We start from the raw sequence: 13,500 nt of genomic DNA on the forward strand, positions 1-13,500 counted from the left end.
TCATGATGAAATTCTCAAACTCCTGCGGGGCGTTTACGCTATGAAATTCCGCCTCGGCCTCACAGGCTCCATTGGTATGGGAAAGTCGACAACCGCACAGATGTTCGCAGAAGAAGGCTGCGTTGTCTGGGATGCAGATGCAGCGGTTCACCGGCTATACGCTAAGGGAGGATTTGCGGTTCTCCCAATTTCGGAAGAATTTCCCGGCTGTATAGAGGAAGGGTCTGTTTCCAGAGAGAAGCTGCGCGCTTTGATCGCATCCGACTCTACTGTTCTTCCTCGCATTGAAGCCATCGTTCACCCGCTTGTCCAACAGGACCGCGCAGACTTCGCAGCGCAACATCCCGGCCACATCGGGGTCTTTGACATCCCGCTTTTGTTCGAAACGGGTGGTGATGTCGAAATGGATGCCACGGCCTGCGTCACCGTCTCGCGAGAAGTTCAAGTTCAACGGGTATTGGCGCGTGGCACCATGTCTCCGAAGGATCTTGATCGCATTCTGGAAAGGCAAATGCCGAACGCGGAAAAATGTGCCCGCGCAACCTATGTCATCGAAACAGACACGCTTGAGAATGCGCGCACCCAGGTGCAAGCTATCGTCAAGGATATTCAGGACAGGCCGACCCATGCGTGAGATCGTACTCGACACGGAAACAACTGGATTCGAGCCGTTTCAAGGCGATCGAATCGTGGAAATCGGTGCGTTGGAACTCTTCAATCACATGCCGACCGGGCGCACTTACCATCAGTACATCAATCCCGAACGCGACATGCCAGATGAAGCATTTGGCGTGCATGGCATTGGTCCCGATCTTCTGGTCAGCGGGCCGCGCCCTGCTCAGCCGGGCGAAGTGACGCTCAAGGACAAACCGGTTTTCAAGGCGGTCGGTCAGGCCTTTCTCGATTTTATCGAGGACAGCGATCTCGTGATCCACAACGCCAGCTTCGACATGAAGTTCCTCAATGCGGAACTCAAATGGATGGGATTGCCGGAAATAGACAACGCCCGTGCGGTCGATACGCTGACCATGGCGCGCAAGAAATTTCCCGGCTCTCCGGCCACGCTCGACGCGCTGTGTCGGCGCTTCAGCATCGACAACTCGGCGCGTACCTTGCACGGGGCTTTGCTGGACAGCGAAATTCTCGCTGAAGTGTATCTTGAGTTGATTGGCGGAAAGCAGCCGGACTTCGGCCTGGCCGCTCCGGTCAAAACGTCTTCCGGGTCGACTTCCGAGGTAGAGGAAAACTGGCGCCCAATGCCGCGCCCGAAGCCGATCCCGTCTCGGATCACGGAAAAAGAAAAGGCGGCTCATGCCGCCTTTGTCGAAAAGCTTGGAGAAAACGCGCTCTGGTTGAAAACCTGAGCGCAACTCTCGATCAGGACACCGGCGCAGCCGCTGCTTCTTGCTGACGCTTTGCGATCTCTGCGCGATAGAGCGCGAGGAAATCGATCGTGTCGAGATTGAGCGGCATAAAGCCACCGTCACGCGTGACGTCAGACACAATGCGGCGCACAAACGGGAAGAGCATGCGCGGGCATTCGATCAGCAGGAACGGATGCATCTGGTCTTCCGGAACATTTTCGATCTGGAACACACCAGCGTAATCAAGTTCCAGAAGGAAGAGGTGGTCGCCCGTCCCCTTGGACTTTGCTTCCACCTTCAGCTTGAGGATCACCTCGTACTGGTTGTCGGCGGACCGCTTCTTGGCATCGAGGTTCACCTGAACCTGAACATCAGGCTGAACTTCGCCGGTCACACCTTTCTGAGAGAGAATGTTCTCGAACGACATGTCCCGCACAAATTGTGCCAGAACATTCATCTTCGGGGGCTGGCCGGCCTGAGGCGCCGCGCCGTTTTCGTTTTCTGCCATGGGCCGAACTCCGCTGGATCAAAAATTTTCGCGCCAAGCCTTAACAGGCAGGCCGGACAGGCTCAATGCCTCGTCCAGCCGGAACCGGGATGATTGGGATTCTTGCCGTCGGGGACTTCGGTAAACTCCCCTTCAATGACATCATCCGGTTTCGGATGCGAGGAACGAGGTGTGGGCTCAGGGCGCGGAGGCTCCCGATGCATCTGACCGCCCATTTCAAACTGCGTCACAGTGACCCTTTTCCGGGCCCAGGCAATGACGGCTTCGCGCACCGGCGGCAGCAACAGAGCAAAGCCCACGGCATCGGTGAAAAAACCCGGAGTCAGCAAAAGAGCGCCGGAAATCAGGATCATCGCACCATGGGCCAAAGGCTCGCTGGGATTGTCCAAACGGGAAAAAGACGACTGCAAATTGGCAATTGCTGCCCGTCCCTGTTGCCGAACCATGTAAGTTCCCAACACCGCTGTAAGAACAACAATTGCCAACGTCGGCCACAACCCGATCAGACCGCCCAGTTGGATAAACAAGGCGATTTCGATCAGGGGAACCATGAGAAATGCAACAAACAACCACATGGGTGGGCTCCTTCCTATCCCGGCGCAGGTAGACTTGCCTGCACTCAGCACCTACATAGGAACCCAACAGCCCAATTGCCATCCACCCCCAACATGAGGTGCCGATGAATTCGCCTATCTTGCAGCTTCTGGTCCTTGCCGGAATCGCCATTTTCCTTGTCCTGCGCCTGCGCAGCGTGCTCGGCACGCGCGAAGGGTTCGAAAAACCACCGGCTCAGTCATCACCCACCACACGGCGCGATGGTCCCGAGCTTGAAGTGATCGAAGGTGGACCGGATCTCGACATCACGGATCACGTCCCGGACGGTTCTGACAGTGCGCTTGCTTTGGCAGACATGAAACGCGCCGAACCGGGTTTTGGCGTTTCCGATTTCCTTTCCGGTGCACGCGGCGCCTATGAGATGATCCTGATGGGATTCGAGCGTGGAGAGATCGAAGACCTTCGTCCGTTCCTTGGTGAAGATGTCTTTGAGACGTTTGAAGCCGTTGTCGAACAACGCGCCGAACAAGGCCTGACCATCGAAGCGGAGTTCGTTGGTGTCCGAGAAATGACACTGACCGAAGCGACGTTTGACCCAGAAACCCGCCGCGGCGAGGTGACGGTGAAATATGTGGGCGAGCTGACCTCGGTTGTCAAAGACGATACCGGTCAGGTGATCGAAGGGTCCGCAACGGCCGTCAAAAAGCAGAAAGACACCTGGACCTATGCCCGCATCATGGGCAGTGACAATCCAAACTGGCAGCTTGTCGCCACGGACGAATGATACGAACAGCCCTTGCAGCGCTCTTTGCTCTCTTCCTCATGACAGACCAATCAACAGCAGAAACCGAGGTTCAATATCAGATCCTCGGTTTCGATGATTTGAATGGCTGGCAAGAGGATGATCAGGAGGGCGCGCTCAGGGCTTTTCGGAACACGTGTATGGACTTCGATGATCCGGATTGGCGCGCCCTGTGCAAGGTTGCCGGTGATGCGGAGAACGCGAGATCCTTCTTCGAGCTTTTCTTTCGCCCGGTTCTGATCAGCCAGGGTGAGCCGGAGCCCGCGCTTTTTACTGGTTACTTTGAGCCGGAGCTAAGCGGCTCCCCCTACCCAACCCCCCGATACCGGTACCCAATCTACAAAATGCCTCCCGAGGCCCGGAAAATCCGGCCATGGCTGACGCGGCGGGACATTCTGACGTCCGGAGTTATGGACAATCGCGGGCTTGAGATCGCCTGGGTCGATGATCCGGTGGAATTGTTTTTTCTCCAGATCCAGGGATCAGGACGGGTTCGCTATCCCGATGGACGTATGGTCCGGGTTGGCTATGCAGGGTTCAATGGTCACACCTATCGTTCGATTGGCAAGGAACTGGTGCGTCGGGGCACGTACTCCCAGCACCAGGTTTCCGCTGAGGTCATCAAGAACTGGGTACGCCGCAATCCGATCGCGGGCGAAGAGCTTTTGTATCACAACAACTCTTATGTCTTTTTCCGCGAAGTCAGCGAGGTGCCTTCAGACAAGGGGCCGCTCGGAGCCATGAACCGATCCATCACGACGCTCCGATCTGTGGCAGTTGATCCGAAGTTCACGCCACTCGGAGCGCCGGTCTGGATCGAGAAAGACGGCGCAATCCCGATTAATCGCTTGATGATCGCGCAGGACACGGGGTCTGCCATCAAGGGCGCCCAACGCGCTGATATCTTCATGGGAACCGGGGATGAGGCCGGCCGGATTGCGGGCACGATGAAAGATCCTGGCCGCATGATTGTCCTGATGCCGATCCAGCGTGCCTATGCCCTTTTATCGGATCCCGCGTTATGAGCCGCAGGCGACTGCGCCCTGACGAGTTGGATTTGTGGCAGCAAGTTGCCAAAAGCGCGGACCCCCTGAACAAACGACCGATTTCCAAGGAACCTTTGGAAATCACGGTGCCCAAGAAGCGCAAGGAAGCCCCTGCCCCGAAACCGATTTCACAATTCGACGTCGGCTCGAACACGTCTCCGCATACGGAAACGCATTACTTTCCAAAGACAACCAGTCAGAGGCTCGAAACGGAGCCTGTGAAAATGGACACGAAGGGATTCAAGCGCCTCAAGCGTGGGAAGCTGGTGCCGGAAGCGCGGATTGATTTGCATGGCATGACATTGGATCAAGCCCATCCTGCCTTGAACCGCTTTATCATGACGTCGCACACACGCGGCATGCGGCTTGTTCTGGTGATCACCGGCAAAGGATCACGCGAAGATCCCTATGATCCGACGCCCCATCGGCGCGGTGTTTTGAAACGGCAGGTTCCCATGTGGCTCCGTCATGCGCCGCTGTCCTTGATGGTTTTGCAGGTTGCCGAAGCGCATATCAAACACGGCGGCAGTGGGGCATATTACGTGTACCTCAAGCGGAGTCGCTAAACGCATACCGTCTTATGCCCAGCGCCATGAAGACCGTTGTAAGGATGAAATAAAACGCGATTCCAGCGTATTGCGCCTCAAGCCCGATCCCGAAATCCAGCAACGCACCGGTGATCCCCGGGCCCAAGGCCGAGCCAAGAACCATCACGGCGGCAGCAGTCGCCTTGATCGCGCCGAGGTGTTTTGTTCCGTAGAACTCTGCCCAGAATGCATTGGGAAGCGTGGCGTTGGCACCTGTGGTCAACCCCATGAAGACCAGTCCCAGAAGAACGTGGGAAATTTCTGTTCCCATCCCGTAGATTGCGAAGGCGACGACGCTGGGAAGCTGAAACCAGGGGATCAACCGCGCGGTGCCGAAACGGTCAAGCATCCAGCCCGAGATGAGCATCGCAACAAAGGCGACCCCCGTGTAGACGGGGAAAAGCGCAACCAGATCAATATGACCCCATCCCTTGACCGCAGCATAGGGCACTTGCTGAAAGAAAAACGCAGTGCCAAAGGCCGCCGGGCCCAGAACGGCGGGCACCATGAACCAGAACAGCGGATGGCGCAGGCAGTCCACACGCGTCCAGTGTTTTTGATTCATGCCTGTGGAGCTGTCGGTTTCAGCGTGGCTTTGCGGTGTTCGTTCCTGTTTCAGTAGCAGCACGATAAGCGGCGCGGCACCGATGCAAACCGCAGAGACGGCTATCCAGAGCACGCGCCAATCGACAAACAGCATGAGAGTGACAAAGCTGACGGGCAGGATCGCTTCGCCCAAGGCATAACCAAGCCCGGCGATAGACAGGGCGCGCCCACGCGAGGCAAGAAACCAGCGGGACATGGACACAACGGCCAGATGGCTCATCATCCCCTGCCCGCACAGCCGCAGCGCAAAGATCACCAATGGGAGCAGCGCAGCCCAAGGGTTGAGCGCCATGGCAAGACAGGCGACGGCCAGCGCAATCAGAACGACAACGCTCAGGCTGCGTGTCCTGAAATGATCGGTCAAAGCTCCGCTCCAGAGCATCACTACTGCCGACGCCCCGGTGCCAAGCGTATAAATCCCACCCCATGCGCTGTGGGTCAGAGCGAAGCTTTCGCGAATTTCCCCGGAGAAGATCGAAATGAAAAAGGTCTGACCAAAGCTCGACAGGAACGTCAGCAGGATGCCGACGGACAGCCACGAAAAATTGCCGAACAGAAAACGGAGCGTACTCATGTTTCCGCTATCGGCCCGAAAGATCCGCCCTGCAAGGGTAAATCAGCGGTTGAGCGCAGCCGTGACGTAGTTCACCGACAGATCCTTGTCCGACAGGCTCCATTTCCAGCTGATCGGATTGAACACGAAGCCTTTTCGATCCACCGGGTCCAGCCCGGCCTGCCGCATCAGATCATAAAGCTCATCAGGCGTGATGAACTTGTTCCATTCATGCGTGCCCTTGGGCAACCAACGCATGACGTATTCCGCCCCGACAATCGCCATGGCAAAGCTTTTCGGGTTGCGGTTGATCGTCGAACAGATGTGAAGCCCGCCCGGTTTGAGCAATTCACGGCAAGCAGTCAGGTAAGCCAGCGGGTCCGCGACGTGTTCGACCACTTCCATGTTCAGAACAACATCAAACCGTTCTCCACCGGCGGCGACGGCTTCTGCGGTTGTGTTGCGATAATCAATCTGCAGACCGGATTGCTCAGCGTGGGTCATGGCCACCGGGATATTGCGCTCTGCGGCATCCACGCCAACAACCGTTGCCCCAAGCCGTGCCATAGGTTCGCACAAAAGCCCTCCGCCACAGCCAATATCGACAATAGACAGGCCCTTGAACGGTTCTGGCTGGGTCAAATCGCGGTCGTACTCACCGGCGATTTGCGTCGTGATATAGTCCAGCCGGCAGGGATTGAGCATGTGCAGCGGTTTGAACTTGCCGTTCGGATCCCACCACTCCGCAGACATCGCTTCGAATTTCGCCACTTCCGCCGGATCAACCGTAACTGTCATGACATTCCCCATGGTCTTTTCGCTGATGCTCTTACATATAGTTGCATCATGGACAAATACCCGAGCCAAAAGCGCGCAGTGCAGTACTTGTACCCTCCCATAGACCCTTATGACCATCGGCGGCTTGATGTCGGGAATGGGCACAACCTGTATGTCGAACAATGTGGGAACCCGGATGGGATCCCGGTCATTGTTCTGCACGGGGGTCCGGGCGGCGGGTGCAGCCCCGCGATGCGGCGGTATTTTGATCCCAAGGTTTTCCGTGTCGTCCTGTTCGATCAACGGGGCTGTGGGCGGTCGCGCCCCCATGCCAGCGTGTCGAACAACACGACATGGCATCTCGTCTCCGACATCGAAGCGATCCGCGAAACACTCGGCATCGATCAGTTCATCGTCTTCGGCGGAAGCTGGGGCGCCACGCTTTCACTGATCTATGCGATCTCCCATCCGGAGCGGGTGCGCCATTTGGTGTTGCGCGGCGTCTTCCTCATGACTCAGACAGAGCTGGACTGGTTCTATGGTGGCGGCGCGGGTCAGTTCTGGCCGGAAACCTGGGCGCGTTTCCGCGATCTGATTCCGGTTGAGGAGCGGGACGATCTGATCACGGCCTATCACCAACGGCTGTTTTGCGGTGATCTGCGGGTCGAGACAAAACACGCGCAGGCGTGGTCCGCCTGGGAAAATGCTTTGGCGTCAGTTTATTCGTCCGGGCACGGTGGCGAAGCGCCGGGGGATTATGCCCGTGCCTTTGCGCGTCTCGAGAATCACTATTTCGTCAACAACGGCTTTCTGGAGCACGACGGCTGGATCCTCGCCAATGTCGACAGGATCGCGGCAATCCCCGGCGATATTGTTCAAGGTCGCTATGACATGATCTGCCCGCCGCAACGGGCCTGGGAGCTTGCACAGGCTTGGCCCAACAGTGATTTACACATGATCCGCAACGCCGGTCATGCCTTGTCTGAACCCGGAATCAGCGCGGAACTGGTGCGGGTGATGGATCGGATCGCGGATTCTTTTGACGTATAGGAAAGCTGTGCACGTCGAAGGATTGTTCCAAAAACGACGCTTTGGTCGATTTTCGACATAATGCTTTACAGACGCCACTCGGTCGTTAACTTGTGAGTCAAGTATAACAAAAGATCGACAGGGATCGTGAATCCAGTACTGACAATCATACTCCAACGCCTGGCCCTTGGCCTTCTCACACTGCTCATCGTTTCATTCGTGATCTTCACAGCAGTGAACATGCTCCCCGGCGACTTCGCCGAAGCCTTGCTCGGACAGTCAGCAACCCCCGAAGCGGTTGCCGCTATCCGAAAAGACCTCAATCTCGATCAGCCTTTCTTTGTGCGCTATTTCTCATGGCTTGGCGCCATGCTGACCGGCGATCTCGGGGTGAGCTATGCGCAGTTGAACTTCCAAAGCAACATGGGTGCGTCGACGTTGAAAACCGTCGCCGATCAGATTGCACCGCGATTTGCCAACACCATGTTTCTTGCCGGGGTGACCGCCTGTATCGCGGTTCCTTTCGCCGTAACCTTGGGTGTTCTGGCGGCGCTTTACCGGAACTCGGTTTTCGACAAAGGCGTGAACATCGCAACGCTCACGTCGATCTCCAGCCCGGAATTCTTCCTGGCTTACATCCTTGTTCTTTTCCTCGCCGTTCTGAACCCGCTGTTGCCGTCGATCGCAAACATCTATCAGGGGATTTCGTTTCAAGACCGACTGGTCGCCACGCTGCTTCCGGCCCTAACACTGACCCTCGTCGTGACGGCTCACATGATGCGCATGACGCGCGCCGCGATCATCAGCCTTCTGGCCTCTCCCTATATCGAAATGGCACGGCTCAAGGGCATCTCGCCTCTGCGCGTCATCGTCAAACACGCTTTGCCGAACGCTTGGGCGCCGATCATCAACGTGATCGCGCTGAACCTTGCGTATCTCATCACCGGCGTTGTTGTTGTCGAAGTGGTGTTCAACTATCCGGGCATCGGCCAGCTGTTTGTCGATGCGGTGAAGAACCGGGATATTCCCGTGGTGCAGGCCTGCTGCCTGATCTTTGCCGGGGCGTACATCCTTCTGAACCTCGCCGCTGACATTCTTTCGATCATGACCAACCCGCGCCTGAGGCATCCCAAATGAACACGTTGCTTTGGATTATTGTCGCGCTCGCCGTGGTTGCCGCGCTGGGCTGGGCCTTCCGTTTTGCTGGTCAGATGGTGACCGGGAACAAACCTTACTTCCGGGACATGCCCTACGCGGTCTCGTTTGGTTTTGCGCTTGGCGCGGCCCTGTTTGTTGGCGGCGTCTGGCTTTACCTGCAACCGCCTGCAAATGAAGCCGGTGTGCCGCGCGCGTCGGTGGTTTTCTGGCGCTGGGCTGTACATTTCCTTATTGTCGCAGCCATCGCGGCCTTCATCTTCCGCCTGCTTGGACGCGCCGTTGGCACACAAGCTTCGCGCAAGATCTTTCGGCAAATGCCGCTGACCGCCGCGTTTGGCATCCTCGTGATCCTGATCTACGGGTTTGCCGCGGTCTTCGCCGGGCTGATTGCGCCATACGGACAAGATCAGGTTTTCTCGGCCGCAAACGTTGTTCCGGGTGGTGATCCCGCGCTGGGCGGCAATCCGGACTTCCCCTTGGGAACCGACCAGATCGGCCGCGATATTCTCTCCCGCCTGATCTACGGCGCGCAGAACACCGTGGGTATTGCCTTTGCCACCACCTTGCTGGCCTTTGTGCTGGGCGGAAGCCTTGGTTTTCTCGCCGCCACGTTGCGCGGCTGGGTTGACCAGCTTCTGAGCCGCGCGGTGGACGTGCTGATGGCCATTCCTTCGCTGATCTTCTCGCTTTTGCTGATCACTGTGGCCTCTGCCTGGGTCAGTGGCACGGGTTTGACCATCGCCATGATCGTGATCATTGCGGTGATCGACGCCACCCGCGTCTTCCGTCTTGCTCGCGCCGTTGGCATGAACATCGTTGTGATGGACTACATCGAAGCGGCGAAACTGCGCGGTGAAGGGCTTGGTTACCTGATCTTCAAGGAAATCCTTCCAAACGCCACGGCACCGCTTCTGGCGGAGTTTGGTCTGCGCTTCTGCTTCGTCTTCCTGACGATCTCGGCGCTCTCGTTCCTTGGCCTTGGCATTCAGCCGCCGCTCGCGGATTGGGGGACGATGGTGAAAGACCTCTCGGCCTTCATCAACTACGCCGCCTTCGCCCCCCAAATCGCCGCCTCGCCGCTTCTGGCTGCCGGTGCGATTGCGCTGCTGACGGTTGCCGTGAACTTTGTTGTCGACTGGATGCTGCACCGGTCTTCCGGGCTGAAGGAGTAAGCCATGTCTGACCGCCCTACCCTTGTCGAAATGCGCGGCATCAAAATGGAAGGCCGCAGTGATGAAACCTGGACGCCGATTATCAAAGGTGTCGACCTGACCTTGCAGAAAGGCGAAGTGCTTGGCCTCATCGGTGAATCCGGTGCCGGCAAGTCCACGCTTGGTCTCGCCGCCATGGGTTTCACCCGCGATGGCGTGCGGATTTCCGAAGGCAGTGTGACGTTTGACGGGATCGATCTGCTTGCAGCCTCTGCCGAGCAGAAGCGCGCGCTTCTGGGCAAGCGGATTGCCTATGTGGCGCAATCCGCCGCCGCGAGCTTTAACCCGGCGCACAAGCTGATCGATCAGCACTCCGAAGGCCCGACCCAGCACAACGTGATGTCAAAGGCCGAAAGCGAAGCTGATGGGATGGAGCTGTATCGCAAGCTCCGGCTTCCAAATCCGGATGAGATCGGTTTTCGCTATCCGCACCAAGTCTCCGGTGGCCAGCTCCAGCGGGCGATGACCGCGATGGCCATGTCATGCCGCCCCGATCTGATCATCTTTGACGAGCCGACAACGGCGCTCGACGTGACCACACAGATCGAAGTGCTCGCCAGCATTCGTGATATCGTCGAAGAGTATGACACGGCGGCCATTTATATCACGCACGACTTGGCCGTGGTTGCCCAGATGGCCGACCGCATCAAAGTTCTGCTCAAGGGCGACGAGGTTGAGGAAAACGAAACCCGTGAGATGCTCTCGAACCCGAAAGAGCAATACACCAAGAGTCTCTGGGCGGTCCGCGAGTTCCAGCGGCCGCAAAAACCGCCTGTTTCAACCGACGCCACGCCGGTGATTTCGGTTCAGGGTGTGACAGCGGCTTATGGCAAAATCGATGTGTTGCACGATGTCAGCTTTGACATTCATGCCGGGCGAACCGTTGCGGTTGTGGGCGAAAGCGGCTCTGGCAAGTCCACGACAGCGCGTTGCATCACCGGGCTTTTGCCGCCACGCATTGGTCATATTGAACTGGATGGTAACACCCTGCCTCTCGACTACCGCCAAAGGGACAAGGAACAACTGCGCCAGGTTCAGATGATCTATCAGATGGCCGACACAGCGCTGAACCCGCGCAAGAAGATCGGCGAGATTATTGGCCGTCCGGTCGAGTTCTACATGGGGTTGAAGGGCCGCGAGAAGCGCCGCCGCGTCGAAGAATTGCTCGACCAGATCGAGCTGCCGGCTGCGCAGTATTTTGACCGCCTGCCATCGGAGCTCTCCGGCGGACAGAAACAGCGCATCGGGATTGCCCGCGCCTTGGCCGCCGAACCGAAGTTCATCATCTGTGACGAAGTGACCTCTGCGCTTGATCAACTTGTCGCCGAAGGCATTCTGCGTTTGCTCGCAGACCTTCAAGATGAGCTTGGCCTTTCCTATATGTTCATCACCCACGATTTGGCGACCGTGCGCTCCATTGCGGACGAAGTGGTGGTGATGAAAGATGGGAACGTGGTTGAACAGGGTCCAAAGACCGACATGTTCCAACCTCCGCATCACCCTTACACGGACTTGCTGCTCAGCTCGGTTCCGGAAATGGATCCGGATTGGCTTAGCACGCTGCTCGCGGAACGCGGTGCCGATAACATCGGCGACGCAGCCGTTGACAAGATGGCCTGATTCCGCGCCAAATCATCAAAACAAAAGGCGGCTCAGGCCGCTGCCAACAGGGAGACCACTCAACATGACACGCATCAGCAGACGCGCTCTATTGACCACCGGTGCAGCCGCCGGTGTTCTCGCAGCCTCTGGCCTGCCCCTTCGGGCGATGCCGAAACGCGGCGGACGCCTTCGTGCGGGCCTCGGCGGCGCAAACACTTCTGACAGCTGGGATGCCCGGACGCATTCCGACCTGTTCATGATCGCAGCGGCCCAGGGCACCGTGTTCGACAGCCTCACCGAGGTGAAGGCGGACGGTACGCTGACCGGCGAACTTGCGGAAAACTGGGAAGCCTCGGCAGACGCCAAGACCTGGACTTTCAACCTGCGTCAGGGCGTGACCTTCCACAACGGCAAGGCCTTTGGTGCAGACGACGTGATTGCATCGCTGCAAATGCACGTGGCCGAAGGCGCGAAATCGGCAGCCAAGCCGATTGTCGAAGCCATCACCGACATGAAGAAGATCACCGATCATCAGGTGCAATTCACGCTGAAGGCCGGCAACGCCGACTTCCCGTACCTGCTGTCGGATTATCACATCCTGATGTACCCGGCGGGCCAGATCGAAGAAGCCATCGCCAACGGCATCGGCACCGGTCTTTACAGCGTTGTCAGCTTTGAGCCCGGCGTGCGCATGGTCGCAAAGCGGGTGGACAGCCACTACAAGGGCGACGCAGCGGGTCACTTCGATGAAGTGGAATACATCGCGATCAACGACAACACCGCACGGATGAACGCGCTGATGACCGGCCAGGTCGAAGCGATCAACCGGATCGACTTCAAGACCGAAGCGCTCCTCAAGGCGAACCCGATGGTCCGCATTCAGGAAGTGACGGGCAACCAGCAGTACACCTTCCCGATGTTGACGAACGTCGCGCCGTTCAATGACGTAAACGTCCGCCGCGCGCTGAAATTTGCGATCAATCGTCAGGAAATGGTCGACAAGATCCTGCTTGGCCATGGTCGCGTCGGCAACGACACACCGATTGGCCCCGCCAACCAGTACTTTGCCTCCGACATGGAGCAGACCGCTTACGATCCGGACAAGGCAAAGTTCTACCTCAAGGAAGCGGGTCTTTCCTCGCTGGACATCGACCTGTCTGCCTCCAACGCGGCCTTCGAAGGCGCGGTTGATGCGGCGCAGCTCTATCAGGCATCGGCCAAGTCCGCCGGCATCAACATCAACGTGGTGCAGGAACCGAGCGATGGCTACTGGTCAAACGTTTGGCTGAAGAAACCGTTCTGTGCTTGCTACTGGTCCGGCCGTGCGACGGAAGACTGGATGTTCGCCACCGCCTACGAAGATGGTGTGCCGTGGAACGACACCCAGTGGGGCCGTGAAGACAGCGAGCGTTTCCAGGATCTTCTCGTCACCGCACGCGCGGAGCTCGACAGCAACAAGCGCCGCGATATGTACGGCGAGATGCAGCAGATCCTCAAGGACGACGGCGGCGTGGTCCTGCCGATGTTTGCCAACTACGTGCAGGCGGTCTCCAACAAGATCGCCAACCCGGACACGGTCGGCAACCTCTGGCAAATGGACAACGCCCGCATGGCGGAGCGTTGGTGGATGGCGTAAGCCTTACCGGATTAGAACAAAAGAACGCCCCGGAATTCCGGGGCGTTTTTCTTTGTTGGGATCGGA

At 57.8% G+C, this 13,500-nt stretch carries 14 protein-coding genes; 10 read left to right on the plus strand and 4 right to left on the minus strand.

The features are described from left to right. Nucleotides 1–40: 40 nt before the first annotated feature. Together coaE and dnaQ are read left to right on the plus strand one after the other, a co-directional pair. Nucleotides 41–634, plus strand: a complete 594-nt coding sequence (coaE, locus tag E4662_RS20090) for a dephospho-CoA kinase (RefSeq protein WP_136443412.1) — start codon at nt 41–43, stop codon at nt 632–634. Then, complete coding sequence (gene dnaQ, locus E4662_RS20095; RefSeq protein WP_136443413.1) at nt 627–1,364, plus strand: DNA polymerase III subunit epsilon; 738 nt, start codon at nt 627–629, stop codon at nt 1,362–1,364. The genes coaE and dnaQ overlap by 8 nt, the downstream gene beginning before the upstream one ends. 13 nt (nt 1,365–1,377) lie before the next feature. On the opposite strand, the gene secB is transcribed toward dnaQ, so the two are convergent. Both secB and E4662_RS20105 read right to left on the minus strand, forming a co-directional pair. Next, on the minus strand, nt 1,378–1,872 hold the full coding sequence (gene secB / locus E4662_RS20100; protein WP_136443414.1) for a protein-export chaperone SecB: 495 nt from the start codon (nt 1,870–1,872) through the stop codon (nt 1,378–1,380). Between the two features lie 62 nt (nt 1,873–1,934). Beyond that, nucleotides 1,935–2,447 carry an FxsA family protein gene (locus E4662_RS20105; RefSeq protein WP_136443415.1) on the minus strand — a complete coding sequence of 171 codons (513 nt, stop codon included), beginning with the start codon at nt 2,445–2,447 and terminating at the stop codon, nt 1,935–1,937. Nucleotides 2,448–2,551: 104 nt separating this feature from the next. On the opposite strand from E4662_RS20105, the gene E4662_RS20110 reads away from it, so the two are divergent. The 3 genes from E4662_RS20110 to E4662_RS20120 are packed head-to-tail and all read left to right on the plus strand — an operon-like array spanning nt 2,552 to nt 4,841. Further along, the gene (locus tag E4662_RS20110; protein WP_136443416.1) at nt 2,552–3,211 is read left to right on the plus strand and encodes a Tim44/TimA family putative adaptor protein; all 660 of its coding nucleotides are present in this window, start codon (nt 2,552–2,554) and stop codon (nt 3,209–3,211) included. Then, nucleotides 3,208–4,254 (plus strand): murein transglycosylase A, encoded by a 1,047-nt coding sequence (gene mltA / locus E4662_RS20115; RefSeq protein ID WP_136443417.1) that lies wholly within the window; start codon nt 3,208–3,210, stop codon nt 4,252–4,254. The genes E4662_RS20110 and mltA overlap by 4 nt, the downstream gene beginning before the upstream one ends. Then, the gene (locus E4662_RS20120) at nt 4,251–4,841 is read left to right on the plus strand and encodes a Smr/MutS family protein (RefSeq protein WP_136443418.1); all 591 of its coding nucleotides are present in this window, start codon (nt 4,251–4,253) and stop codon (nt 4,839–4,841) included. Before mltA ends, E4662_RS20120 begins: the two co-directional genes overlap by 4 nt. Here the strand turns inward: E4662_RS20120 and E4662_RS20125 are convergent. Together E4662_RS20125 and ubiG are read right to left on the minus strand one after the other, a co-directional pair. Further along, complete coding sequence (locus E4662_RS20125) at nt 4,825–6,042, minus strand: MFS transporter (RefSeq protein ID WP_136443419.1); 1,218 nt, start codon at nt 6,040–6,042, stop codon at nt 4,825–4,827. The genes E4662_RS20120 and E4662_RS20125 overlap by 17 nt on opposite strands. Nucleotides 6,043–6,084: 42 nt before the next feature. Beyond that, complete coding sequence (ubiG, locus tag E4662_RS20130) at nt 6,085–6,819, minus strand: bifunctional 2-polyprenyl-6-hydroxyphenol methylase/3-demethylubiquinol 3-O-methyltransferase UbiG (RefSeq protein WP_136443420.1); 735 nt, start codon at nt 6,817–6,819, stop codon at nt 6,085–6,087. A 48-nt stretch (nt 6,820–6,867) separates the two neighbouring features. On the opposite strand from ubiG, the gene pip reads away from it, so the two are divergent. From pip to E4662_RS20155, 5 genes are all read left to right on the plus strand, one after another. Beyond that, nucleotides 6,868–7,848, plus strand: coding sequence for a prolyl aminopeptidase (gene pip / locus E4662_RS20135; protein ID WP_136443421.1), 981 nt, complete (start codon nt 6,868–6,870; stop codon nt 7,846–7,848). Between the two features lie 126 nt (nt 7,849–7,974). Then, nucleotides 7,975–8,964: an ABC transporter permease gene (locus tag E4662_RS20140; RefSeq protein WP_136443422.1), complete on the plus strand. Its 990-nt coding sequence runs from the start codon at nt 7,975–7,977 to the stop codon at nt 8,962–8,964. After that, nucleotides 8,961–10,157 (plus strand): ABC transporter permease, encoded by a 1,197-nt coding sequence (locus E4662_RS20145; RefSeq protein WP_136443423.1) that lies wholly within the window; start codon nt 8,961–8,963, stop codon nt 10,155–10,157. The genes E4662_RS20140 and E4662_RS20145 overlap by 4 nt, the downstream gene beginning before the upstream one ends. 3 nt (nt 10,158–10,160) lie before the next feature. Next, a complete protein-coding gene (locus E4662_RS20150) occupies nt 10,161–11,816 on the plus strand; it encodes an ABC transporter ATP-binding protein (protein ID WP_136443424.1) in 1,656 nt (551 codons plus the stop codon). 64 nt (nt 11,817–11,880) lie between these two features. Further along, a complete protein-coding gene (locus tag E4662_RS20155; RefSeq protein ID WP_136443425.1) occupies nt 11,881–13,434 on the plus strand; it encodes an ABC transporter substrate-binding protein in 1,554 nt (517 codons plus the stop codon). Nucleotides 13,435–13,500 lie beyond the last annotated feature (66 nt).

The organism is Pacificoceanicola onchidii (assembly GCF_004804335.1).
Taxonomy (GTDB): Bacteria; Pseudomonadota; Alphaproteobacteria; order Rhodobacterales; family Rhodobacteraceae; genus Pacificoceanicola; species Pacificoceanicola onchidii.

What these genes read in the sequence shown, in the direction of transcription:
- coaE (WP_136443412.1), top strand. Translation starts at nt 41, where the DNA reads ATGAAATTCCGCCTCGGCCTCACAGGCTCCATTGGTATGGGAAAGTCG.
- dnaQ (WP_136443413.1), top strand. Translation starts at nt 627, where the DNA reads ATGCGTGAGATCGTACTCGACACGGAAACAACTGGATTCGAGCCGTTT.
- secB (WP_136443414.1), bottom strand. Translation starts at nt 1,872, where the DNA reads ATGGCAGAAAACGAAAACGGCGCGGCGCCTCAGGCCGGCCAGCCCCCG.
- E4662_RS20105 (WP_136443415.1), bottom strand. Translation starts at nt 2,447, where the DNA reads ATGTGGTTGTTTGTTGCATTTCTCATGGTTCCCCTGATCGAAATCGCC.
- E4662_RS20110 (WP_136443416.1), top strand. Translation starts at nt 2,552, where the DNA reads ATGAATTCGCCTATCTTGCAGCTTCTGGTCCTTGCCGGAATCGCCATT.
- mltA (WP_136443417.1), top strand. Translation starts at nt 3,208, where the DNA reads ATGATACGAACAGCCCTTGCAGCGCTCTTTGCTCTCTTCCTCATGACA.
- E4662_RS20120 (WP_136443418.1), top strand. Translation starts at nt 4,251, where the DNA reads ATGAGCCGCAGGCGACTGCGCCCTGACGAGTTGGATTTGTGGCAGCAA.
- E4662_RS20125 (WP_136443419.1), bottom strand. Translation starts at nt 6,042, where the DNA reads ATGAGTACGCTCCGTTTTCTGTTCGGCAATTTTTCGTGGCTGTCCGTC.
- ubiG (WP_136443420.1), bottom strand. Translation starts at nt 6,819, where the DNA reads ATGACAGTTACGGTTGATCCGGCGGAAGTGGCGAAATTCGAAGCGATG.
- pip (WP_136443421.1), top strand. Translation starts at nt 6,868, where the DNA reads ATGGACAAATACCCGAGCCAAAAGCGCGCAGTGCAGTACTTGTACCCT.
- E4662_RS20145 (WP_136443423.1), top strand. Translation starts at nt 8,961, where the DNA reads ATGAACACGTTGCTTTGGATTATTGTCGCGCTCGCCGTGGTTGCCGCG.
- E4662_RS20150 (WP_136443424.1), top strand. Translation starts at nt 10,161, where the DNA reads ATGTCTGACCGCCCTACCCTTGTCGAAATGCGCGGCATCAAAATGGAA.
- E4662_RS20155 (WP_136443425.1), top strand. Translation starts at nt 11,881, where the DNA reads ATGACACGCATCAGCAGACGCGCTCTATTGACCACCGGTGCAGCCGCC.